20 protein-coding genes are annotated in these 22,634 nt (G+C 73.9%); 12 read left to right on the top strand and 8 right to left on the bottom strand.

Annotated features, from left to right (window positions below):
- Positions 1-22 precede the first annotated feature (22 nt).
- Positions 23-1,831 carry a hypothetical protein gene (locus ACFOVU_RS12125; protein ID WP_378532938.1) on the bottom strand — a complete coding sequence of 603 codons (1,809 nt, stop codon included), beginning with the start codon at positions 1,829-1,831 and terminating at the stop codon, positions 23-25.
- A 231-nt stretch (positions 1,832-2,062) separates the two neighbouring features.
- Here ACFOVU_RS12125 and ACFOVU_RS12120 point away from each other — a divergent pair, with 231 nt between their 5' ends.
- Positions 2,063-2,290: a hypothetical protein gene (locus ACFOVU_RS12120; RefSeq protein WP_378532936.1), complete on the top strand. Its 228-nt coding sequence runs from the start codon at positions 2,063-2,065 to the stop codon at positions 2,288-2,290.
- A 28-nt stretch (positions 2,291-2,318) separates the two neighbouring features.
- Here ACFOVU_RS12120 and ACFOVU_RS12115 read toward each other — a convergent pair whose 3' ends face one another.
- Positions 2,319-3,308 carry an EamA family transporter gene (locus ACFOVU_RS12115; protein WP_378532935.1) on the bottom strand — a complete coding sequence of 330 codons (990 nt, stop codon included), beginning with the start codon at positions 3,306-3,308 and terminating at the stop codon, positions 2,319-2,321.
- A 72-nt stretch (positions 3,309-3,380) separates the two neighbouring features.
- Here ACFOVU_RS12115 and ACFOVU_RS12110 point away from each other — a divergent pair, with 72 nt between their 5' ends.
- Entirely contained in the window at positions 3,381-4,313 is a 933-nt protein-coding gene (locus tag ACFOVU_RS12110; RefSeq protein WP_378532933.1) for a LysR family transcriptional regulator, read from the top strand.
- A 43-nt stretch (positions 4,314-4,356) separates the two neighbouring features.
- Here ACFOVU_RS12110 and ACFOVU_RS12105 read toward each other — a convergent pair whose 3' ends face one another.
- Complete coding sequence (locus ACFOVU_RS12105; protein WP_378532931.1) at positions 4,357-5,298, bottom strand: LysR family transcriptional regulator; 942 nt, start codon at positions 5,296-5,298, stop codon at positions 4,357-4,359.
- Between the two features lie 110 nt (positions 5,299-5,408).
- Positions 5,409-6,362, bottom strand: coding sequence for a ketopantoate reductase family protein (locus tag ACFOVU_RS12100; protein ID WP_378532929.1), 954 nt, complete (start codon positions 6,360-6,362; stop codon positions 5,409-5,411).
- Positions 6,363-6,689: 327 nt separating this feature from the next.
- Between ACFOVU_RS12100 and ACFOVU_RS12095 the strand changes: the two genes are divergently transcribed.
- Complete coding sequence (locus ACFOVU_RS12095; RefSeq protein ID WP_378532926.1) at positions 6,690-7,229, top strand: GNAT family N-acetyltransferase; 540 nt, start codon at positions 6,690-6,692, stop codon at positions 7,227-7,229.
- A 64-nt stretch (positions 7,230-7,293) separates the two neighbouring features.
- On the opposite strand, the gene ACFOVU_RS12090 is transcribed toward ACFOVU_RS12095, so the two are convergent.
- Both ACFOVU_RS12090 and tnpA read right to left on the bottom strand, forming a co-directional pair.
- Positions 7,294-7,692: a MerR family transcriptional regulator gene (locus ACFOVU_RS12090; protein WP_378532924.1), complete on the bottom strand. Its 399-nt coding sequence runs from the start codon at positions 7,690-7,692 to the stop codon at positions 7,294-7,296.
- Positions 7,693-7,773: 81 nt separating this feature from the next.
- Positions 7,774-8,202 carry an IS200/IS605 family transposase gene (tnpA, locus tag ACFOVU_RS12085; protein ID WP_378532922.1) on the bottom strand — a complete coding sequence of 143 codons (429 nt, stop codon included), beginning with the start codon at positions 8,200-8,202 and terminating at the stop codon, positions 7,774-7,776.
- A 23-nt stretch (positions 8,203-8,225) separates the two neighbouring features.
- Between tnpA and ACFOVU_RS12080 the strand changes: the two genes are divergently transcribed.
- The 4 genes from ACFOVU_RS12080 (at position 8,226) to ACFOVU_RS12065 (ending at position 13,006) form a co-directional block, all read left to right on the top strand.
- The gene (locus ACFOVU_RS12080) at positions 8,226-9,548 is read left to right on the top strand and encodes an RNA-guided endonuclease InsQ/TnpB family protein (RefSeq protein ID WP_378532920.1); all 1,323 of its coding nucleotides are present in this window, start codon (positions 8,226-8,228) and stop codon (positions 9,546-9,548) included.
- 132 nt (positions 9,549-9,680) lie between these two features.
- Positions 9,681-10,646 carry an aldo/keto reductase gene (locus ACFOVU_RS12075; protein ID WP_378532918.1) on the top strand — a complete coding sequence of 322 codons (966 nt, stop codon included), beginning with the start codon at positions 9,681-9,683 and terminating at the stop codon, positions 10,644-10,646.
- 141 nt (positions 10,647-10,787) lie between these two features.
- Complete coding sequence (locus ACFOVU_RS12070; protein ID WP_378532916.1) at positions 10,788-11,528, top strand: pyridoxamine 5'-phosphate oxidase family protein; 741 nt, start codon at positions 10,788-10,790, stop codon at positions 11,526-11,528.
- Between the two features lie 149 nt (positions 11,529-11,677).
- Entirely contained in the window at positions 11,678-13,006 is a 1,329-nt protein-coding gene (locus tag ACFOVU_RS12065; protein WP_378532914.1) for a hypothetical protein, read from the top strand.
- A 126-nt stretch (positions 13,007-13,132) separates the two neighbouring features.
- Here ACFOVU_RS12065 and ACFOVU_RS12060 read toward each other — a convergent pair whose 3' ends face one another.
- Positions 13,133-13,282, bottom strand: a complete 150-nt coding sequence (locus ACFOVU_RS12060) for a hypothetical protein (RefSeq protein WP_378532912.1) — start codon at positions 13,280-13,282, stop codon at positions 13,133-13,135.
- 235 nt (positions 13,283-13,517) lie between these two features.
- Here ACFOVU_RS12060 and ACFOVU_RS12055 point away from each other — a divergent pair, with 235 nt between their 5' ends.
- Positions 13,518-15,575, top strand: a complete 2,058-nt coding sequence (locus ACFOVU_RS12055; RefSeq protein WP_378533549.1) for an FUSC family protein — start codon at positions 13,518-13,520, stop codon at positions 15,573-15,575.
- Positions 15,576-15,629: 54 nt separating this feature from the next.
- Here the strand turns inward: ACFOVU_RS12055 and ACFOVU_RS12050 are convergent, their stop codons facing one another.
- Positions 15,630-16,295, bottom strand: coding sequence for a cyclase family protein (locus tag ACFOVU_RS12050; RefSeq protein WP_378532910.1), 666 nt, complete (start codon positions 16,293-16,295; stop codon positions 15,630-15,632).
- 209 nt (positions 16,296-16,504) lie between these two features.
- Between ACFOVU_RS12050 and ACFOVU_RS12045 the strand changes: the two genes are divergently transcribed.
- The 4 genes from ACFOVU_RS12045 to ACFOVU_RS12030 all read left to right on the top strand — a co-directional run bounded on the left by ACFOVU_RS12045 (position 16,505) and on the right by ACFOVU_RS12030 (position 22,626).
- On the top strand, positions 16,505-17,191 hold the full coding sequence (locus ACFOVU_RS12045; RefSeq protein ID WP_378532908.1) for a lysophospholipid acyltransferase family protein: 687 nt from the start codon (positions 16,505-16,507) through the stop codon (positions 17,189-17,191).
- 283 nt (positions 17,192-17,474) lie between these two features.
- Positions 17,475-17,930 (top strand): hypothetical protein, encoded by a 456-nt coding sequence (locus tag ACFOVU_RS12040; RefSeq protein ID WP_378532907.1) that lies wholly within the window; start codon positions 17,475-17,477, stop codon positions 17,928-17,930.
- A 308-nt stretch (positions 17,931-18,238) separates the two neighbouring features.
- Positions 18,239-19,591, top strand: a complete 1,353-nt coding sequence (locus ACFOVU_RS12035; protein WP_378533547.1) for an FAD-dependent oxidoreductase — start codon at positions 18,239-18,241, stop codon at positions 19,589-19,591.
- Positions 19,592-19,917: 326 nt separating this feature from the next.
- The gene (locus tag ACFOVU_RS12030) at positions 19,918-22,626 is read left to right on the top strand and encodes a penicillin-binding transpeptidase domain-containing protein (protein ID WP_378532905.1); all 2,709 of its coding nucleotides are present in this window, start codon (positions 19,918-19,920) and stop codon (positions 22,624-22,626) included.
- The last annotated feature ends 8 nt before the right edge of the window (positions 22,627-22,634 follow it).

Raw genomic sequence — 22,634 nt, 5'->3', positions numbered from 1 at the left:
CGTGCGCCCGCTGGCCGAGGCGTCAGCGGCGCAGCAGGTCGCGGACGTTGACCACGAGCAGGATCACCACGATGGCGCTCAGCGGCACCAGCAGGGCGATCCGCCAGCTGGCGACGAACGCGGCGATGATCCCCGCGATCACCCCCGCGACCAGGAGGAAGATCGCGAATCCGGTGAGGAAGGACATCAGCTTGCGCCGCGCGAAGGCGTCGATCATGGCGAACACCAGGACCGCCCCGACCATCGCCGGGATCGTGAGCGACCCGAGCCGCAGCACCACCAGCGCGCCCAGCGCGATGATGAGCAGCGGGGTGCTCAGCGTCGCCCACACGTACATGAAGCGGGTCGGCCGCTGGCCGCTGGCCCCGGAGGCGTAGGGCAGGTGCGGGGAGTGCAGGTGGTCGGTGGTGCCGGCCAGCACGGAGTCCTCGCCCTCAAGGGCGGCCTGGTGGGCGTCGCGCTCGTCGATCAGCCGCGACCGCTGGGCGTAGAGCGCCCCCAGGTCGGCTTCGGCCTTGTCGACGCGCTCGCCGTACTCGTCGGCGCGCGGCCCGGAATGCGCCTCGCGGGCCAGGACCACGCGCGCCGAGGCCAGGCGGCGCAGGTCGGCGCGGGCGGTGACGATCCCTTCGTCGGCCTCGGCGATCTGCTCCTCCAGCGTGCGCACGTGCTCGGCGAGCCCGGCGCGGGCCTCGGCCTCGCTCGCGGGGACCTTCTGCAACCCCACCCAGGCCAGCGGGTCGGCCCAGGACCAGCGGACCGACCCGTCGCGCTCGTAGCGGGGGCCGCTGGGGGCGCGCTCGCCGTCGAGCCAGTCGCGGGTATCGCGCCCCCACAGCCCGCGGAACCCGCGCACCCAGGGGGTGGTGTCGTCGATGACGACGGCGGTCCAGGTGCGGTCCCCGCCCGGCCCGACCCGCACGCCGTCGCCGCGGGCGTAGTCGACGAAGGGGACGCCGATCCCGTGGCGGACGATGGCGCTGTCGCTGCGGAACAGCCGCTCGGTGAGCCGGCGCCAGAAGCGGATCACGCCGCGCAGGATGGCGGGGTCGACCTGGATGAGGTAGTCGCCGGCGAACATCTGGTGGGAGTGGGAGCCGGCGCCGACGTAGATCACCGGGTGGTCGCCCTCGCGGGAGAGGCCGGGGTCGTTCCAGCCGCGCCGCAGGTCGTCGCCGCGGTACTCGTGCGAGGAGGCGCCCACCCACACGGGCCGCGTGCCGCCGTCCTCGTCCTCGACGAGGTAGACGGTGACCTTCTCCCAGTCGGCCTCGTGGTCGTTGACGCCGCCGTAGGTGGAACGCCAGTCGTTCATCGCGTAGAAGAACCAGTACTGGAGCGCGATGTAGCCGCCCTCGCGGATGACCCGGCCGTGGTAGGTGGCGCCGCCGTTGTCGAGCCGGTCGTGGTAGCGGGTGGCCGCCGCGGCGGCGACACCGCCGGGGACCGCGCCGCGGATGAGCAGGGAGAGCTTCATCAGGACGTCGGCGACGCGGCCCAGGACGCCCACGGCGGCCAGGCGCCCGCTCTTGCGGATGACCGGGCGGGCGGAGCGCTTGAAGCGGCGGGCCTCGGCGCGCAGCGACGACTCCTGGACGAAGCGCAGGTGCTTGTGGCGGTCGGGCCACTCGTGCTCGGCCTGGGCCAGGCGGTCGATGGTGAGTTCGCCGGCCGGCACGACCTCGCGCTCGCCGCCGTCGCCGTCCTCCACCCAGAGGCTGCACGTACCGATATAGGCCGCGACGTCGACCGGGAAGAAGAGTTCGCCGCGGGTGTAGGCGAGCACGGGCTCATAGGCGCGGAGCAGGTCGAGATCTGATTGCACGCTCATCCGGTCCTAGCATGGGGCCCCGCGGCGGCCCATGGGGGGCGGGGCGGCGGCGGTCTGGGAAACGGAAACCCCGCCCGTGCGGGCGGGGGGCTCCTCCGTCGCCCCAACGGGCGGGAGGCCGGGTCTGCGAACGACCCTAGTGGATCTCGGAACCCCCGCCGGACACGGGAGCCCTGGTGCGGCGCCGGCCGCGCGTGGCCGCCCGGCCCGTGAGCGCGTAGGTTTCTCCCTATGGAGGAGGACCGCATCACCCCACTGGCGGAGTCCGCGCGCGGAGACGCGCCCCTCGCCGCCCTGTACGCGACGGTCGAGCTGCGCGCCGAGGTCGAGCGCCTCCAGGCGGTGCAGGTGCGGCGCGCCCGCATGATGGGCTGCACCTGGTCGGAGATCGCCACCATCCTCGGAATCAGCAAGCAGGCGGTGCACAAGAAGTACGGGGGCGGGCGCGGCGAGAGGTAGCGGCGCCGTTGGGGCTGCGCGCGCCGGGTCAGCCGACGTATTCCGGTTCCGGTGTGCTCCGCGGCTGCGCGGTGGCCGCTTCCGGCCGCCGGGCGGCCTCCGGCTCCGGATCCGCGACGGATCGCGCCTCGTCGCGCGGCGGGGGCGCGGTGTCGCCGCGTGCCGCTCCGATCCCCGCGACCACCACGAGGGCCATCCCGGCGACCTGGACGGGCAGGGGTGTCTGGGCGATGATGAGCGCCCCCGTGACCAGGCTGATCGCGGGCTCCAGGCTGATGAAGGTGCTGTAGGCGGTGCGGCTCATGCGCTGGAGCACCACCATCTCCACCAGGAAGGGCAGCAGCGGGTAGAGCAGGGCGATGGCGAGGGTGGTCAGCAGGATGCGGCCGTCGGCGGCGGCCACAACGGGGGGCGCGCCGAAGGGCGTCATGACCAGGGCCGCGACCGCCAGGGCCAGGCCCAGGCCGTGCACCGCTCCGAAGCTGCCGCCGACCCGCTGGGTGAGCAGGATGTAGAGGGCGACACAGGCCGCTCCGGCCAGGCCCAGGCCCACGCCGGCGAGGTCGGCCGAACCGCTCCAGGGGCGGGTGAGCAGCAGGACGCCCGCCGCGGCCGCGGCGATCCAGACCAGCTCCCGGCGGCGGCGCAGGGCGAACACCGCCACGGCCAGCGGGCCCAGGAACTCCAGTGCGGTGGCGGTGCCGAGGTCGATGCGCGCCGTCGCCTCGGAGTAGAGGGCCATCATCCCCGCGCTGACTGTGCCCAGGATCACGACGGACCCCAGGTCGCGGGGGGTGGCGCGGCGGATCGCCGGTCCGAGCGTGCGCCCGCCGACGGCCAGGAGCAGCAGCGCGGCCCACGTGAGGCGCAGCCAGGTGACGCCGGCCGGCCCCACGGCGTCGAACGCGCGGACGGCCAGGGCGCTGCCGGTGTGCAGGGCGAACATCCCGATGAGCAGCATGAGGGGGGCGGGCAGGTTCAGGGCACGGCGGAGCAGGCCGTGCGGGGAGGTGATCATGGGACCATTGCAGCCCCGGAGGTTTGTTTCTGTCCACGGACCATTGGTGGACGAACCGTGTAGTTTCGGTGGATGGATCTCACGCGCCTGCGGCTGCTGGTGGAGCTGGAGCGGATGGGCACGATGGCGGCGGTGGCCGACGTCGTGGGCATGGGCACCTCGGCGGTCTCCAAGCACTTCGCCGTACTGGAGCAGGAGGCCGGGGTCGCGCTGCTGGCGCCCGACGGCCGCCGGGTCCGGCTCACCCCGGCCGGGCACCGGCTGGCCGGGCACGCGGTGGACATCCTGGCCCGCGTCGATGCGGCGCGCGCCGAACTGACTGGCGAGGGCGAGCCCGTGGGGCGGGTGGACCTGGTGACCTTCATCAGCGTGGCGCCGGTGATCGTGCTGCCCGCTCTGCGCCGCCTGAAGGACCGCTACCCCGGGATCGAGGTGCGGGTCATCGAGCACGAGCCCGACGAGGCCCTGGAGGCGCTGCAATCGGGCGGCGCCGATCTGGGGCTGGTCTACACCTACAGCCTGGTGCCGCGCCGCTTCCCCGGCGCGCTGACCCTGCGCCCGGTGGGCGGCGAGCCGCTGCTGCTGTCGCAGCCCTCGGGCGCTCCGGCGAGCAGCCGGCCGATGACGCGCCGCAGGCTGCGCGGGCTGGCCGACGCGTCGTGGATCGCGAACTCGCGCGGCAGCGACGAGGACGAGCTGGTCCAGCGGATGTGCGCGGGCGCCGGGTTCGCGCCCCGGATCCGGCACCGCATCGACAACCTGGAGGTCGCCGAGCAGGTGGTGGCGGCGGGCATGGGGGTGGGGGTGACGCCCAAGCTCGCGGCGGCCACGCGGCGCGGTGTCGTGCACTCGCCGCTGGGTGAGCTGGGCGGGATCCGGCGGGTCTACCTGGCGGGGCGCACCGGGGGGTGGGCGTGGCGGCCGATCGCGCTGCTGGCCCGCTATCTGACCGAGGCGGCCGCCGAAGTGCTGGACCCGCCGGAGCCGACGGCCCCGGGGGCGTGACCGCGGCCCGGCGCGCGGCGGCGTCGGCCCACCCGGGGCGGGGTCAGGCCGCGCCGCCGCCCGAGACCATGAGCGGGCCCACGGAGGGCACCGGCACCTTGCCGGCCGCCTCGCGCACGGCGCCGAGCAGCGGTTCGGGGTGCCCGCCAGCCCGGCTGACGGCCAGGATGTGGCGCTGGGCAGTGTTGCGCACCGACCGGACCACGATGCCCGCCGACGGCAGGCCGGTCCAGCCCAGCCGCGGCATCAGGGCCACCCCCAGCCCCGCCTGGACCAGGGCGAAGACCGCGCTGAACTCATCGACGGTGTGCACGATGCGGGGCTGGAACCCGGCCTGGTTGCAGGCGGCGGTGACGCAGTCGTACCAGGCCGACCCGGGGCCCGACATGATCCAGTCGGAGTCGGCGAGGTCGGCGGCGAGCTCGAGGTGGGTGGAGGCCGCGAGCGGGTGGTCATAGGGCAGCACGGCGTCGAACGGCTCCACCATGATCGGGTCGACCCGGAACTCCTTGGTGCCGCTGGGCGGCAGGTGCACCGAGGACATGGTGATCGCGATGTCGATGGCGCCGGTGCGCAGCATCTCGGTGCTCTCCTCGGGCTCCGACTGCACGACCTCGAACCGCCAGCCGGGGTGGGAGCCGCGCAGCCGGGCGACAGCGGGGGCGACGAGGTCGGCGATGCCGGTGGAGAACGACCCCACGCGGGCCACGCCGACGGTGCCGTCGGCGTGGCGGGCGAGGTCGGCCTGGGCGCGCTCCATCTCGGCGAAGATCACCCCGGCGTGCTCCAGGAGGACCCGGGCCGCGCCGGTGAGCAGGAACCGGCGCCCGCTGCGTTCGACCAGGGCGACCCCGGTCTCCTTGGTCAGGGCTGCGAGCTGCTGCGATACCGCTGACGGGGTGACGTTCAGTGCCTCTGCGGTTCCGGCCACCGTGTGGTGCTGGTCGAGTGCCTGCAACAGCTGCAACCGCCGAACATCGATCATGAAACTCAATGTAGGCGAGCCGCGGGACCGCCACACCACGTCAGGACCCCGCATCGCAACGTGATCCGTTGCACGCCGCAGCGGCTCCCGGCGGGCGCGGCGCGGCGGGGTCAGCCGGCCGCCCCGATGCGCTCGAGATCGGCCACCAGACGGGCGGTCACCGGCGTGGGGACCGCGGCGGCGCGGCCGGCGCGCAGCAGGGCGCCGCCCAGGGCGTCGACCTCCATGGGGCGCCCGGCTTCGCGGTCGCGCAGCATCGACGGCTTGGTGCCGGGCGGGAGCGCGTCGACGATGGCGATGACGTCGTCGCTGTCCAGCTCCACCCCGCGGGTGGCGGCCACGGCGGCGACCTCGTCGGCGACGCCGCGCAGGTCGTCACGGCGATCGGTGCGCACGCCGCCCACGGGCTGTCCGGCATGTGTGCACACGAGCGCCGTGGGCAGCAGGAAGTGAAGCTTTCCCCAGAGGAGCGCGGCGTCGTCGAAGCGCAGCTCGACGGGGAAGCCGGTGGCGCGCACCGCGGCGGCCAGGTCCTCGACGCGGCCGGCGGGGGCGTCGGAGTAGGCGATGTGCAGGCCGGCGAACGGGCCGGTCTGGCGGATGTGGCCGGGCGCGATGCGGGTGGACTCCACCCAGATGGCGGAGGACAGGACGTGGGCGCGCGGGTAGCGGGCGCGGAGCAGGTCGATGTGCTCGAACCCGTTGAGCAGCGGCACGACGAGCGCGCCGTCGGCGAGCCGATCGGCGGGGACCCGGTCGAGCGCGGGCTCCAGGGAGGTGGCCTTGGTGGCGACGATGAGCACGTCGGCGGTGTGCCGGGCGGTGGGGGCGGCCTCGACGGAGACGGTGAAGTCGCCGAGGACGGCCGACTCCACGCGCAGGCCGTCCTCGGCGATGCGGGCGGCGGTGGGCTCGGTGGCGACGATGTCCACGCTGCGGCCGTCGCGCGCGAGGAGCCCGGCGAGCAGGCCGCCCACGCCTCCGGGCGCCAGGACGGTGATGTGGCCGGGGCCGGTCCCGCCGTCGGTGGCCGCGGGTCGGGAGGGCTCGGGGTTCGACGTCACGTGGGTGATCCTCTCCGTCTCGGCGGGGCGCGGGGATGGGCGCGACCCTTCACCCCATCCTGCCCGGAGGCGGGGCGCCGCCGCGGCCCGGGGGTACGGGCGCGCGGGGACCGGGCGGGCGCCGCCGCCGGAGACGGTGCGAATTTCGGGAAAAGTTTCCGGAATGGCGTCGCTGACACGTCTTTTCTCCGTGTCGCACGGCGCGCCGACGCACCGGACACGTAGTGTCAATAGCACTGCTCATACCTTGAACTGGGCGACACCGCCATGGGTGTGGGCGGTTCCGACGCGGGTGGAACGGGTGAGAAGAATATGGAAACTTCGTTGATGGCCAACCCGCACGCCCATTCGGACGTGCTGCGCTTCCGCTACCTCGGCGCCCATGAACTCGACGAACTGGCCGGCATGTGGGCCGAGCTGCACGAGCGGCACACCTCGGTCGCCCCGCACCTGGAGGACGTGATCACCTCGGTCGGCGGCGCGGAATCGTGGCGCCGCCGTAGGGCGCAGTACCGGGCCTGGCTCGACGACCCCGACACCTTCGCCGTCCTGGCCGAGCGCCGCGGCGAGCCGGTCGGCTACGCCATGGTGACCGTCCGCGAGACCCAGCACGGGTCGTGGGACCGCGGCGACCGGGTCGCGGTCGTGCAGACGCTCGCGGTGCCCCGCGAGCACACCGGCGCCGGGGTGGGCTCGGGCCTGCTGGAGGAGGTGCGCCGGCAGGTGGGCGCACTGGGCATCCGCGACATCGAGCTGACCGCGCTGGCGAGCAGCTCCGACGACATCCGCTTCTTCGAGCAGGAGGGCTTCCAGCCCTTCGTCACGACGATGGTGTGCCGGATCGGCGGGCTCGGCGCGCACGACTAGTGCGCAGGGGCGCCCGGGCGCACGCGCGGCCCGGGCGCGTCCCAACACCGGCCCGGCCGGCCGGTCACGCGTGGCTGTGCACGGCGCGTGCCGCGATCCCGTCGTAGTGGTCGATCTTGCGGTCGAGGAAGCCGAGTGTCGACTCCAGGCGCCGGGCCTGCTCGCGCAGCTTCTCGCGGTGCCCGGCGAGCAGGGCGCGGCGCTGGGGTGCGGTGTGCTCTCCTTGGCGCCGCAGCCGGGCGAACTCCAGCATGTCGCGCACGGGCATCCCGGTGTCGCGCAGGTGCAGCACGAACTCCAGCCATTGCAGGGCGCCCTCGTCGTAGACGCGGTATCCCGACGCCGAGCGCGGGACCGGGTCGATCAGGCCGATGCGCTCGTAGTAGCGGAGGGTGTCGGGCGAGAGCCCGGTGCGTTCGGCGGCCTGCGAGATCGACAGGGCGGGTCCGGGTGCGGCGCTCATGGCCGTGAATCTACCTGTCTTGTCCGAGTGTGCTCCGGCGTTCACGCCGGAGGTGATCGGATCCGGACCCGCGCTCCTTCGTCAGGGCGGGCGTTTCTGGTCCTCGATGTAGTGCCGGAGGACGCTGACCGGCGCACCCCCGACCGACCCGGCGAAGTAGGACCCCGACCACAGTCGTCCGCCCCACAGGTACCGGTTCACGTGCGTCGGGTACTCCTTGCGCAGCAGCCGGGAGGACACCCCTTTGAGACTGTTGACGAGCTTGGAGAGCTGCACCTTGGGCGGGTAGTGCACGAGCAGGTGGACGTGGCCGTCCTCGCCATCGAACTCACGCAGCCCGGCCCCGAAGTCCTCACACACCTGCCGCATGATCTCCTCACACCGGGTGAGCATGGCGCCGGTGAGGACACCACGCCGGTACTTCGTGACGAAGACCAAATGAACATGAAGATCGCAGACGACATGTCTTCCCATGCGCACATCGGGATTCGGCTCCCATCGTGGTGACATGAACCAATGGTATGGTGCTGAGTGTGAGTACAGGCGCCACCGTCAAGCGGCACGCCGGGCACCGCGCCCGGCTGGCGCTGTCGCGTGAACAGGCGTCGCTGCTCGACGCCCAGGCGCACGCCGCCCGCACCATGTGGAACCTGCTGCACGCCTGGTGGGCCATGGCCAGTGAGAACCGGCGGGTGTCGCTGAAGGACGCCGACACGGCGATCAAGCAGGCCCGCAAGGACATCCCGTGGCTGGCCGCACTGCCCGCCCAAGCCGCTCAGGCCGTGCTCAAGACCTACCTCCAGGCGTGGCGGAACTGCTGGGACGGCCGAGCCGAGGAGCCGGCCTTCAAGTCCCGCCTGCGGTCGGTCATGAGCGTGGACATCCCCCAGGGCAGGGACCTGCACGTCCAGCGGGTGCACCGCCGGTGGGGAATGGTCAACATCCCCAAGCTGGGGCGGGTCCGCTTCGGGTGGACCAAGGACCTGCCCGTGGGCAACCACGCCGGCACCGAGAACCGGATCACCGGGGCCCGGCTGGTCAAAGACGCACTCGGCTGGCACATCGCCTTCCGCCTCCAGACCCTGGGCAAGGCCCCCGAACCCCATCGGGGTGCACAGGTCGGTATCGACGCAGGCATCGCCCTTCCCCTCGCCCTGTCCGACGGCACCGCCTACGACCACCGCCGCCGGCGCACCACCGACGGCGGCGGCGCGGACCGGGACAAGTGGCTCGACCCCGCCGAGCAACAGAAGCTGGGCCGCCTGGAGAAGCGGGCGGCCAACCGCAACGGCTTGCGGGCACGCGGGCAGAAGACCTCCCGCCGTCTGGCGCGGACCTACGACCGGATCCGGGCGCTTCGCGCAAAAGCCACGCGCAGGCACCTGGACTGGCAACACAAAACCACCACCGACATCGCCATCAGGTACGGCACCGTCGTGGTGGAGGCGTTGAACATCACGAACATGGTCCGCTCCGCGCGCGGCACCATCGAACAGCCCGGGACGAGCGTCGCCCAGAAGGCGGGGTTGAACCGGGCCATCGGCCAGGAAGCCTGGGGCCGCACCGTCACCATGCTGGGATACAAGCTCGACCTTCGCGGCGGCGCCCTGCACAAGGTCCCGGCAGCGGGAACCTCGCAGCGGTGCTCGGTGTGCGGGTTGACCACCCCGGGCAGCCGGGAGTCCCAGGCCGTGTTCGTGTGCAAGAACCCCGCGTGTGGCTGGGAAGGCAACGCCGACCTCAACGCCGCGCGCAACGTTCTTCACCTGTATCGGGCGGGCCACGCGCTCGTCCCGGCTGCCGGGAGGGCAGTCGCCAGGCGCGCCCGTCGCGTCAAGCCCGCCACCGCGAGGTAGGCGGGAATCTCCCGGCATCAGCCAGGAGAACACTTCAAGCCTTTCGGGGACTTGCCTTGGAGCGGGCTCCAAGGTGCAGGCTGGCACGCGGGCGGCCGGTCCGGCCGCCGGAGCCAAGGGGGAAGAACTCGCATGATCACCACGACGCTGGGGGCCTCCGGCCCCGAGGTGGGCGCCATCGGCCTCGGCTGCATGGGGATGACGCACGGCTACGACCCGCACGGGCGCGACGACGACGTGTCGGTGTCGGTGATCCACCGTGCACTGGAGATCGGTGTGACGCTGCTGGACACCGCCGATGTCTACGGCCCCCACACCAACGAGGAGCTGGTGGGGCGGGCGCTGAAGGGCCGCCGCGACGAAGCGGTCCTGGCCACGAAGGTGGGGCTGTACCCCGGCCCGGACGGGGCGCCGCTGCGCAACGGGCGCCCGGAGTACGTCCGGGCGGGCATCGACGCCAGCCTGCGGCGGCTGGGGACCGACCACGTCGACCTGTACCAGCTGCACCGGATCGACCCCGAGGTCCCGATCGAGGAGACCTGGGGCGCCATGGCCGAGGCCGTGACCGCGGGCAAGGCCCTGGCGATCGGGCTCTCGGAGGCGAGCGTCCCCGAGATCGAGCGGGCGGCGGCGGTACACCCGGTGGCCAGCGTGCAGTCGGAGCTGTCGCTGTGGACCCGCGACCCAATCGACGACGTGCTGCCCTACTGCGAGGCGAACGGGATCGCGTTCCTGCCCTTCTCGCCGCTGGGCCGCGGGTTCCTGGCCGGCCGGTTCACCAGCGTGGACGACCTACCGAAGGACGACTGGCGGCGCGCTCACCCGCGCTTCCAGGCCGAGGCGATCGACGCCAACCAGGTGATCAGCGACGCGGTCAGCGGGGTCGGCGCGCGCGTGGGGGCGACCCCGGCCCAGGTGTCGCTGGCCTGGGTGCGCGCCCAGGGGCGCTACGTCATCCCGATCCCGGGGACCAAGACCCTGCGCTACCTGGAGTCCAACGCCGCGGCGGCCGACGTCCGGCTCACCGCGGACGACCTCGCCGAGCTGGACGCGCTGCCGCGCCCGGTCGGCGAGCGCTACGGCACCGTCCGGCCCTGACCGGCGGCGGCGCAGGCCGCCCGGGAGGTCACCGAGGCCCCGTGGAGCACGGCTCCGCGGGGCCTTCGGTACATTCAGGGATGTTGATAATATTCTAGTACGTAAATAATTACGTACTAGTTCAATAATCCTGGAGTTCCCATGAGCGCTACCCCCGGCCCCTCCTATCCGCAGACCGGCCGGACCACCCCCACGCGCCACCGCGAGCGCGCCGCCTACGACCGCGCCACCGTGCACGCCATCCTCGACGCCGACTGGATCTGCCACCTCGGCTTCGTCGCCGACGGCGCCCCCGTGGTCCTGCCGACCATCTACGCCCGTGTGGGCGACCGCCTCTACCTGCACGGCTCCACCGGCAGCCGGCCGCTGCGCGCAGCGGGCCAAGGAGCGGGCACCGCCGGGCGCCCGGAGGGATCCGGCGCGGACGACGGGGCCGGCGACGCCCCGGACGCGGCGCCGGAGGACGGCTTGCGGGTCTGCGTCACCGTCACCGTCGCGGACGGCGTCGTCCTTGCGCGGTCGGCCTTCCACCACTCCGTGAACTACCGGTCGGTGGTCGCCCACGGCACCGCCCACCGCGTCACCGACCCGGCCGAGCGGGCACGCGCGCTCGACGCGATCGTCGACGCCGCGGTGCCGGGCCGCTCCGCCGACTGCCGGCCGGCCACCCCCAAGGAGCTCGCGCAGACCGCGGTGCTCCGGCTGGACCTGGCGGAGGTCTCGGCCAAGGTCCGCCAGGGCGGCGTGGCCGACGACCCCGGGGACCTCTCCCTCCCCCACTGGGCGGGCGTCCTCCCCCTCACCCGCTCCTTCGGCCCCCCGCAGCCCGACCCCGCCCTCGCCCCCGGCACCCCGCTGCCGCCCTACCTGCCCGCGCCCTGACACGACGGCAGCGACCGCCGTCCCGCACCCCCTGCGCACCCCTGCCGGGCCCGCGCAGACCGCGGCCCCGAGCGGACGGCGGGCGGCCACCGCCCGTCCGGCGGCCGCGCGGGCCAGCGCGCGGGGCCGAATATGGCTACGCTCGTGGCGTGCCCGAAACGGACTCCAACACCTGCAACTTCCCCGGATGCGCCCGCCCCGTTCCGCGGGGGTCGTCTCCGGGGCGCCCGCCGGAGTACTGCGATCTCCCCGAGCACACGCGCTGGCGCGCCTGGCGCGAGCGGCAGCGTCTGCAACAGGAGGCCGAGGAGCGACAACGGGCGGTCGAGGAGGCGGCGGCCGTCGCGTCCTCCGGCGGCACCGTGACCGCAGGTGCACCGGCCGCGCCCGCCGACCCCGCACCGGTCACCACCGCGCGCCTGCGCGCCGACGACCTGCTGACCCGCTTCGCGGTGCAGGCCGAGCAGCTGTCGGCCACGCTCAGCGCGGCGACGGACGCCTTCGCGACCATGTCCGACCCCGCCAGCGCCGAGGCCCAGGTCGAAGCGGCCCGGCTGGAGGCGGCTAAGCGCGTCGCCGAGGCCGACGCCGCCCGGCTGGAGGCCGAGAACCGGCGCCGCGAGGCGCAGCAGGCCCGCGCCCTCGCCGAGGACGCCGCGGAGTCCGCCACCGCCGCCACCGGGTCGGCCGAGCGCATGGCCGACGAGGCCATCGCCCGGCGCGAGGCGGCGCTGAGCGAACGCGACGAGGCCCGGGCCCGCATCGAACGCGCCGAAGGCGAACGCGACCGGGCGCGCGACGACCTCGACCGGCTCCGTGACCAGGCGGCCGCCGAGCGGGAACGCCTGCTCGAACAGGCGGCGGCCGAACGGGAGCAGGCCGCCGCCGAGCGCGTGCGGCTGCGCGAGCGCCTGAGCGAGCAGGAGCGGGCCCGCACGGAGGCCGACGACCGCGCCGGCCGCGCCGAGGCCGACGCCGACCGTGCCCGCGCCGATCTCGCGGAGCTCACCGGCGACCGCGACCGTATCGCCGCCGAGCTGGAGGAAGTGCGCGGCCGCGCGGCGGCCGAGCACACGCGCCTGAGCACCCAGCTGGCGCGCCAGGGCGACGACCTGCGCCGGACGGTCGCCGAAAACGCACGGGCCGCCGCCGACCTGGAGCGCGTCTCGGCCCAGCTGGACCGCGCCACCGCCGAGCTGGAGCGCCTGGCCGCCGAGCGCGACCGGGCGGCGGCCGAGCTGGAGCGCGTCCGGGCCGCCGCCGACCAGGAGCGCGTCCGCGCCCGCGAGGAGCTCGACGCCCAGCGCGCCGAGGCGGCCCGCGCCCTGGCCGACGCCAAGGAGTCGGCGCAGACCCGCACCGCGGCCGTCGAGGAGGCCCGCGCCCACGCGGTCCACCGCGCCGAACGCGCCGAATCCCAACTCGACGACGCCCTGGCCGACCTCAGGTCCCTGCGCCCCACCGCCGCCGACCGCTGACCTTCGCCGGCCGCGGTGCGGCTCTGGGGGCCACGCCGCCCCGGAGCCGCATCGCGATCCGGGGGCCTACGACTCATAGCCGCCGAAAGATCCCCATGCGCCTCGCGCGGACCTCATACGACCCGCTCAAAGGTCGAGCGCCCGCTTCGCCTCCTCGATGGACAGCGTCGCCGAACGCCCCGCTCGCACATCGGCCAAGCGCTGCTCGGCCACCTGAGCGTCACGCTCGTCCAGCAACGCTTCATAGTGCTCGACCGACTCGGCGGGGACGTTCACCGCGACGCGCTCATACCGAGCCGGCCCGGCGGACCTCGGGAGCCCTTGGGTCCGCCCACGCGGGAACGAAGGCTCACGTCAGCGACAAAGGGTGTGTTCGATATCAAATAGAACATTCCGTCCGAGGCGCGCCCTCCGGGGCGGGTGAGGGACGAATCCTCCTACCATTGGGGGTGTGGGAGATCCGGGGGCGACGACGAGCGGCGGGGCCGATGATCCGACTCCGAGTGAACCCATCTGGAACCCGCCCAAGCGCACCCGGCCCAAGGTGGCCGAGCGGCCGCGTCAACGGGTGGACCTGAAGGCGGTCTTCGGGCTGGCCAGCGGCCGGTGGTCATGGGCCATGGGCGCCCAGGCGGCGATCGCCATGGCCGTGTCCTTCGGCCTGACCGCCTTCCTGTTCGGCCCGCAGGCCGGCGCCCTGGCCGCGCTCGGGTCGATGGCGGTCCTCTACGAGCGCAACACCCCCTACTCCTACCGGGCGGTGGCGCTCGCGCTGGTCGCGCTGGGCTTCGTCGCGAGTGTGACCATCGGGTCCCTGGCCTCGGTCACCCAGTGGTCGGCCGCGCTGACCATCGGCGCGGTCGCGGGCACGGCCACCTGGCTGTGCCAGGCCCTGCGGGTCGACCGGCCCGGCCCCCTGTTCTTCGTCCTGGTCTGCGCCATCTCCACGATCGCCCCGGGCGGGCTGGACGCGGTCCCCCTGCACGCGGCGGTGGCCGCCATCGGCGCGGCCACCGGCTGGACGGTGTCGATGGCGGGCGCCCTCGCGCGTACCCGGCACCCGGAGTACCGCGCGGTCGCCGAGGCGTTCCGCAAGCTCGCCTCGCTGCTGCGCGCCGTCGGCACCCCCCGGCTCGACCACGTCCAGCACGACGCCTCCCTCGCGGTCGCCAACGCCTGGCGCATCGTGCTGCTGGCGCAGACCCGCGGCTACCGCGACACCGCCACCGCCGCGCGGCAGCGCGCCCTGCTGCGCTGGGTCTCCGACATCCACCTCGCCGCCACCGACGTCTGCCTCGCGCGCACCGAGCCGCTGCCCGCCGAGGCCGCCGACTTCGCCGAGGGCCTGGCCGACGCGGTCGCCAAGGCCGACCAGTGCCCCGACCCCGATGCCCTCGACGCCCTGCGCCGCGGGCACCGCCCCCGCTCCCTGGAGGCCCGCCTCTACAGCCGCCTGTCCCGCGCCGCCCAGACCGCGCGCCGCCGTGAGGCCGAGGAGGATGACGACCGCGGCCTGGAGCTGCACGACAGCCGCCACCCCTCGGTCGCCGACGCCCTGCGCTCCAGCCTGAGCCGCGACTCGCTGATCCGCCCCACCGCGCTGCGCATGGGCATCACCGTGGCGATCGCCGGCCTGATCGGCATCGGGCTCGGCTTCGAGCGGTTCTACTGGATCTCCATCACCGCGACCGCCGTCCTCCAGGGCGGCAACGTCGTGCTGACGGTGAACCGCTCGGCGCAGCGCGCGCTGGGAACGCTGCTCGGGGTGGTCGTCGGGGCCGGGCTGCTCCTGCTCGAACCCCCGCTCGCGGCGACGATCCTCCTGGCGGCGGGCTTCATGGGGCTCACCCAGCTGGTCGTGCAGCGCAACTTCTTCTACGGCAGTGTCCTGGTGACCCCGATGGCGCTGCTCGTGGCGCACACCGCCGCACCGTTCCCCGTGGGGGAGCTGGCGCAGGCGCGCATCGTCGACACCGTCATCGGGTCGCTGGCGGGGATGCTGGGCGCGCTGCTGCTGTGGCGGCGGGCGTCGGCCGCGCGCCTGCCCCAGACCATCATCGACGTGCTCGACTCGACCCGCACGGCCGTCCTGGCGGTGCTGGACCCCGAGGTGGAGATCGGCCCCGAACGCCGCTACCGGCTCCGCCGCGACCTGCGCGCCTCCCTCATCAGCCTGCGCGGCGTCTACGACAGCGCCATCGGGGACGTCCCGCGGGCGACCACCACCCAGCCGCTGTGGCCGGTGGTGGTGGCGGCCCAGCGGACGGGCTACCTGGCGTTGTCGGCCCTGGCCCTGGAGAAGCCGCCGCCCGCGTCCCAGATCACCCTGCAACGGCTGGACCTGGCCTTCACCGAGCTGATGTCGGCGATGCGCGAACGCCGGACGCCCCGCCTGGGCGCGCTGCCGCGGCTGGTGGACTACCCGCGGATCAACATGGAGCTGCGGGCCCTGTCGTCGTCGATGCGCACCGCGGTGGCCGAGGACGAACGGGCGGCCGCCCTGGAGCAGGAGCGCCGCGCCCAGCGGGAGCGGTACCGGGCCCGCGACGAGGTCGACGCCGACCTCTGATCCCGCCCGCGACCAGCCTTCTGTGCGGGGGCCGCCCGTGCGCCGGGCGCCCGCTCAGTCGGGGATCAGGGCGAAGGCGCGGACCGGGAAGGTGCCCAGGCCGCGGACCTTGACCGGGACGGCGAAGAAGGTGAAGCCCGCGGCGGGGAGGCGGTCGAGCAGGCACAGGTGCTCGACCACCGGGATGCCCGCCGCCAGGAGCAGGGAGTGCGCCGGGCGGGCGCCGCGGCCGGCCGGGGAGGTGTCGTCGATGTTCACCGAGTCGATGCCCACCAGCGTGGCCCCGGTGTCGGCCAGGGCCCGGGCGCCGCCCTCGGTGAGGTAGGGGTGGTCGGGGGCGCCGTAGGCCTCGGTGCGCCAGTGGCGGTCCCAGCCGGTGCGCAGCAGCACGGCCTTGCCCTCCAGGTCGAGGCCTTTGAACGAGTCGGGGCCGATGGCGCGCTCCTCGGCGCCGACCACGATGCCGGGGACGTTCGCGACCTTCTCCAGCTCCAGGTCGGCGAGGTCGGCGCCGTCGCGGTAGCGGTGGGCCGGCATGTCGAGGTAGGTGCCGGTGTTGGCGACCATGGAGATGCGCCCGATGCGGAACTCGGTGCCCTCGGCGTAGGTGTCGCGGGAGGCGTCGAAGGACAGGTGGTCCTCGATGGTCGGGCCGGGCAGCCCCGGGTAGGTGGTCATGCCCTCGGTGACCTGGTGGCTGACGTCGACCAGCTGCGTCATCGGCTCCGCCCTCTTCTCCGGCTCTCGGGTCTCCCGCGTGCGCGGCCCGGCACCTCCGGTTGCGCTCCCAGAGGTCTAGACCAACACTAGCGTGTGACGCCCGTGTAACGCCGCTGCCCCGGCGCCGTCTGGTGCCCGCCGGTACAGTCGGACCGGCGCCGCCCCCTCCGGTGCCCCCTTCCGCCCTTCGACGAAAGAGAACCGCCGCCGTGTTGCTGTACGGGGCCGCAAAGACGGTCATCGCGCCGGTCACCAGGACGCTGTGGCCGATCAGTGTGGAGGGCCTGCACCACATCCCCGAGCGGGGGCCGGTGATCCTCGCCGCCAACCACCTCTCGCTCTTCGACCCGCTGATCCTCGGGGTCGCGCTGCCCCGGGAGATCATCTTCATCGCCAAGCGGGAGCTGTTCGCGGAGAACACCTTGGCCCGGCGGCTGTTCACGCGTGCGCTGCGCGCGATCGGGCAGCTGCCGGTCGACCGCCGCCCGGGGCAGGGGTCCCAGGACGCGATGGACCACAGCCTCGACGTGCTGGCCCAAGGCGGCGTCTTCGGCATCTTCCCCGAGGGCAGCCGCTCCCCCGACGGCCGCCTGTACCGGGGCCAGACCGGGCTGGCCTGGCTCGCGCTGACGGCCAAGGCACCGGTGATCCCGGTGGCGCTGGCCGGCACCGACCGCATCCGGCCGCGGGGCCGGCGCATCCCGGCGCTGCGGCGCGTGGGCGTGCGCGTGGGGCCGCCCGTCGACCTGTCGGCCTGGGCCGGGGAGTCGGGGAAGGCGCGCTCGCGCCGCGCGGCCACCGACGCGATCATGGCGGCCATCGGAGAGCTGTCCGGCCAGGAGCGGGTGGCGCGCTACGCGTCGTCGGTCAAGGCGGAGCTGGAGCGCGGACGCTAGCGTTCCCGCCCGGCCCGTGACCGCGAATCCGCCGCTTTCTCACGATTCCGCGTACAGGACGGCACCCGGCGGACTACAGTCGATGATCAAGACCGGGCCCCTCACCTCAACCGGTCCTCCCTGACGGTGCCGCCCGCGTGGCGGCCATGAGTCGGACGCGGACGCTCGACAGTGGAGGTGCGGGACGGTGGCACGCCTGAACAGGCTGCGGTTTCCGGTGTTCCCGGGGGGTGGGTCGTTCCGTGTGCACGCGCTGGGGGAACGCCCCGGCGCCGGGGGCCCGATGTGCGGAGGTTCGCTGCTGGCCAACGGGTTCGCGCACCTGGAGCTGAGCACGCTCCAGGGCCGCGTGGACGTCAGCGTGGTCCTGGAGGAGTGGGACGCCGCGCCGCCCGACGCCGAAGGCGCCTCCTGGGAGGAGCACGCATCGGCGCAGGTGTTCCTGCGCGGCTATGTCGTCGTCAGCGGGGGCGTCCCCGGAGCGGCGGTGGGGCTGCGCCTGGCCTGCGGGACCGGCCCCTACCGTGCCGGGGTGCACGCCCGGCGCAGGCACGCCGTCGCCGAGCGCTATGATCTCCTTCTCCGGCGCTACCGCGACCCGCACTCCGAGGCGTTCCGCGCGGCCGAGCAGTGCCTTCGCGGGCAGGAGGAGTTCCTCATCCGGCTCTGGCCTGCCGCCGTCCGCCGTGCTTCCGCAAGCGAACACGAGGTGAGGTACCCCACAGCCGTCTCGGGCTAAGGGATGCCCGCGGCCGGCGTTGGTGGTGGTGTGAGGGGACCGTACCCGCTTTGACGTGCGCGGAGGAGAACCGCGCAACGGAGGCCCCGCCCATTCGGCGGGGAGAGCGGTTGTCTATCTTTGTGGTCGATTTAGTGGGAATTGGCCCCGTGGTTTAATATCAGGTTAGGTTAGCCTTCCCTTAAATCATGACCGACGCGTTCGCCCGTGTCCCTTGACGACGCGGGGGCGTGCCGCACCACGGTCCCCGCACAGTGCCGCCGGAGCCGACGCGACGAATGGAGATGCCAATGACGCGACCACTGCGTGTGGGAATCGTGGGGTCGGGCCCCGCGGGGATCTACGCCGCGGACCTGTTGACCAAGGACGACACCCTCGCAGCGAGCGGGACTCCGGTCAGCATTGACATCCTGGACAAGCTTCCCTCGCCCTACGGCCTGGTGCGCTACGGCGTGGCCCCCGACCACCCGCGGATCAAGCAGATCCAGGGCGCCCTGCACAAGATCCTGGACAAGCCCCAGATCCGCTTCCTCGGCAACGTCGAGTACGGCGTCGACCTCAAGCTCGAGGACCTGCGCCGCCACTACGACGCGGTCATCTTCGCCACCGGCTCCGACCGCGACCGACCCCTGGACATCCCCGGCGCCGGCCTGCCCGGCAGCCACGGCGCGGCCGACTTCGTGTTCTGGTACGACAGCCACCCCGACGTCGCCCCCTCCTGGGCGGTCGAGGGCACGAGCGTCGCGGTGATCGGCGCCGGCAACGTCGCCGTCGACGTCGCGCGGATCCTGGCCAAGGACGCCGACGACCTGCTCGAGACCGACATCACGGACAACGTCCACCAGGGCCTGCGCGCCAAGAACGTCACCGACGTGCACGTCTTCGCCCGCCGTGGGATCGCCCAGGGCAAGTTCACCCCCATGGAGCTGCGCGAGCTCGACAAGCAGCCCGGCGTCGAGGTGATCGTCTACCCCGAGGAGTTCGAGCTGTGCGAGGCCAGCCTCGCCGCGATCGAGGACTCCAACCAGGTCAAGACCAACGTCAAGGTCCTCCAGAACTGGGCGATCCGCGACCCCCGCGGCGAGCCTCGCAGACTGCACCTGCACTTCCTGCACCGCCCCGTCGAGGTCCTCGGCGACGAGCGGGTCGCCGGCCTGCGCACCGAGCGCATGGAGCTGACCGGCGACGGCGGCGTGCGCGGCACCGGGGAGTTCGTCGACCACGAGGTCCAGGCGGTCTACCGGGCCATCGGCTACCTCGGCTCCCCCGTCGCCGACCTGCCCTTCGACGACGAGCGCGGGGTCATCCCCAACGAGGGCGGGCGCGTGCTCGACCTCGACGAGCACCACATCCCGGGCATCTACGCCACCGGGTGGATCAAGCGCGGCCCGGTCGGCCTCATCGGCCACACCAAGGGCGACGCCCTGGAGACCATCACCAACCTCGTGTCCGACCGGGGGTCCTTCACCCCCGCCGCCGAGCCCGCCCCCGAGGCGTTCCTGCGGCTGCTGGCCGAGCGCCGGGTCCCCTACACCACCTGGGAGGGCTGGCAGCGGCTGGAGGCCCACGAGGAGGCCCTCGGCGAGCCCGAGGGGCGCAAGCGCGTCAAGGTCCTCTCCCGCGACGAGATGACCCGCATCGCCCGCGACGCGACCGCCTGAGAGCCGCCGCCCGAGAGGCGCGCGGCTGTGATCCGGGCAACCGCGCGCTCCGCGGTCCCCATTGGGGGACACGGGCCCATCTCGATGGGTTAGAGTCACTGGTGGTCGGTGTGGTAGCAAGTGTCCCCCGGGCCTCACCTATAGCCTTCGCGGAATACCGCGTGCGGTACCCGCTGCGGCGGGTGGATGCACGGACTTGAGAGCCGCGTTGTGCACCGCGCCGAGAGGCGACCGCCACACCGGCCACTCCCAACGTTCCCGCCCCGCGGCCCTGCCCCAGGGACGCGGGGCGGATCTGTCCCATCCGAGCGGAAGGACGATCAGGCGTGGACGAGAGGTGGACTCCGGGACCGGGTGATGACCGTCCGGCACCGCCGGAGAACCCGCGGCCCTACCCGGCGAGCGGCCCCGATCCGCACGACGGAGCGGGCGCACCCGCGGCCCCGGACGGCGCACAGCCGACCCACGGACCTCCTGAGGCAGGCCCGCCCCCGGCGCCCCCGCAAGGGTCGCGCCCCTCCCCCTACACCCTGCCCTCGGCGCTGACCCAGCCCTCGGGCGCGCAGCGGTCGTTCGCCCCCGGCGCCCGGGGAGCCCCCGCCCCCGGGCCCCAGGACCCGGCGCGGCCCGCATCGGGCGGGTACCCGGCATCCGACCTCGGTGGCCCCGGCCCCCGGGACACCGCACGGCCCGCATCGGGCGGCTACCCCGCCCCGGACCTCGGCGGCCGGCCCTCAAGCCCACCCCACGCCGCCCCTACACCCCCCGCCCCGGCCCCCGGCCCCCTCCCCCACGACACCGCGAACTTCGGGTCCGGCGGATACCGCGCCGCCGACCTCGGTGGGCCTGCGCCCCAGAACACCGCGCGCCCCGCATCGGGCGGCTACCCCGCCGCCGACGTGGGCGGCGGCAGCCACCCCTCGCCCGCCGCCCCCGGTCCGCTCCCCCACGAGACCGGCCGGTACGGATCCGGCGGATACCCCGCGGCCGGCCTCGGCGGCCCCACGCCCCAGGAAACCGCGCGGGCCGCATCAGGCGGCTACGCCGCATCCGACCTCGGTGGCGGAGGCCACCCCTCGGCCGCCGCCCCCGGGTCGCGCCCCCACGACGCCACCCGGTACGGATCCGGCGGGTACGCCGCATCCGACGTCGGCGGCCCGGGGCACCCCACTCCCGGTGCCGCCTCCCCCGGCGCCCATGCGCCCTACCCGGCCCCCTCCTCCGGCCACGACGGCGACCCCGAGAGCACCGCCGCCTTCGCCGCGGTCTCCCCGGAGCGCCCCGGAGGCCCAAGCGGCCCAGGCGGCCCGCAGTGGCCCTCCGGCCCTCAGACGCCCTACGGCGCCGCCGCCGGGGCGCCCGATGACGAGCCCGGCGAACCGCGCCGGAAGTCGCGCAAGGGCGTGATCATCGGCGTCACCAGCGCCGTGGTCGTCCTCGCGCTGGTCGGCGGCGGGGTGTCCTGGTACGTGCTGACCATGCCGCAGCCGGAGGAGACCGTCAGCGCCTTCGCCGACGCCTGGAACGAGGAGGACTACGCCGCTATGGCGGCGCTGGCCACCGGCGACGGTGTCGAGGACGCGCTCACCGGCCTCGACACCAACCTCGGCATCGACCAGGCCCGGATCACGGCGGGCGACGTCAGTGCCGACGGCGACACCGCGACCGCCCCCTTCACCGCCGACCTGTCGCTGAGCAACGCGGGCGACTGGAGCTACGAGGGCGAGCTCCCCCTGGTGCGGGTCGACGGCGAATGGCGGGTGGAGTTCTCGCCGGCCGTGATGCACCCCGAGCTCGGCGAGGGCCAGACCCTGACCCGGGTGAACGAATGGGGTGAGCGCGGCGCGATCCTGGCCGCCGACGGCACCCGGCTCGACACCCCAGAGGCCACCGGCTCCGTGGCGATGATCGTCGGCCAGGTCGGCGAGGTCGCCGAGGAGAACCTGGAGGACCTGGGCCCCGCCTACAAGGTGGGCGACCCCACCGGGGTCAGCGGTCTCCAGCGGACCTACGAGGAGCAGCTGGCCGGCTCCGCGACGACCACGATCCGGGTGGCCGAGGCCGGCGCGGAGGAGGCCGCCGCCGAGGACGCCGACCCCGTCATCGTCGGCGAGCTCGGCGGCGCCGACGGCGAGGACATCACCACCAGCATCGACCCCGCGATTCAGGCCGCCGCCGCGCAGGCGATCAGCGGCCAGAGCAAGCCCACGGCCCTGGTGGCCGTGCGCCCCTCCACCGGCGAGGTGCTCGCGGTGGCCAACATGCCGGACGGGTTCAACCGCGCGGTCGAGGGCCAGTACCCGGCGGGGTCGACCTTCAAGATCGTGTCCTACGACGCCCTGCTCAGCAACGGCATGACCATGGACGAGCCCATGGACTGCCCCAAGACCACCGAGGTCGGGGGCTGGGAGTTCAAGAACGCGGGCGACGCCGAGCACGGCGCCCAGACCGTGACCGAGGCGTTCGCGACCTCGTGCAACACCGCGCTGGTGCAGAAGGTCGCCGAGAGGCTCGACTCCGCGGCGCTGGTGGGCGCGGCGGAGCAGTTCGGGTTCAACTCCGAGTTGCAGACGGGCCTTTCGGCGTTCGACCCGGTGTTCCCCACCCCCGACAGCACCACGCTGCTGGCGGCCTCCAGCCTGGGCCAGGGCCAGATGCTGACCTCGCCGCTGCACATGGCGACCGTGCCCGCCGCGGTGGCCGACGGCTCGTGGCGCTCCCCGGTCTTCGTGACCGACCCCGAGGTGACCGACCGGCCGGAGCCCACCCCGATCGCCAACGCCGAGGCCCTGCGCGCAATGACCCGCGCGGTGGTGACCGAGGGGACGGCCGAGAACGTGGGCTTCACCGGTGAGGTGCACGGCAAGACCGGCACGGCGGAGTACGGGACCGCCGAGGAGGACGAGGACCTGCCCGCGCACGCCTGGTTCGTCGGCTACGAGGGCGACATCGCCTTCTCGGTCCTGGTGGAGGACGGCGAGGGCGGCGCCAAGGACGCGGCGCCGCTGGGGAAGGCGTTCCTCGACGCCCTGTGATATCGGGG

The organism is Nocardiopsis sediminis (assembly GCF_042650565.1).
GTDB lineage: Bacteria > Actinomycetota > Actinomycetes > Streptosporangiales > Streptosporangiaceae > Nocardiopsis_B > Nocardiopsis_B sediminis.
The sequence above is the reverse complement of the archived record's forward strand: the minus strand, read 5'-3'. Positions and strand labels throughout refer to the sequence as shown.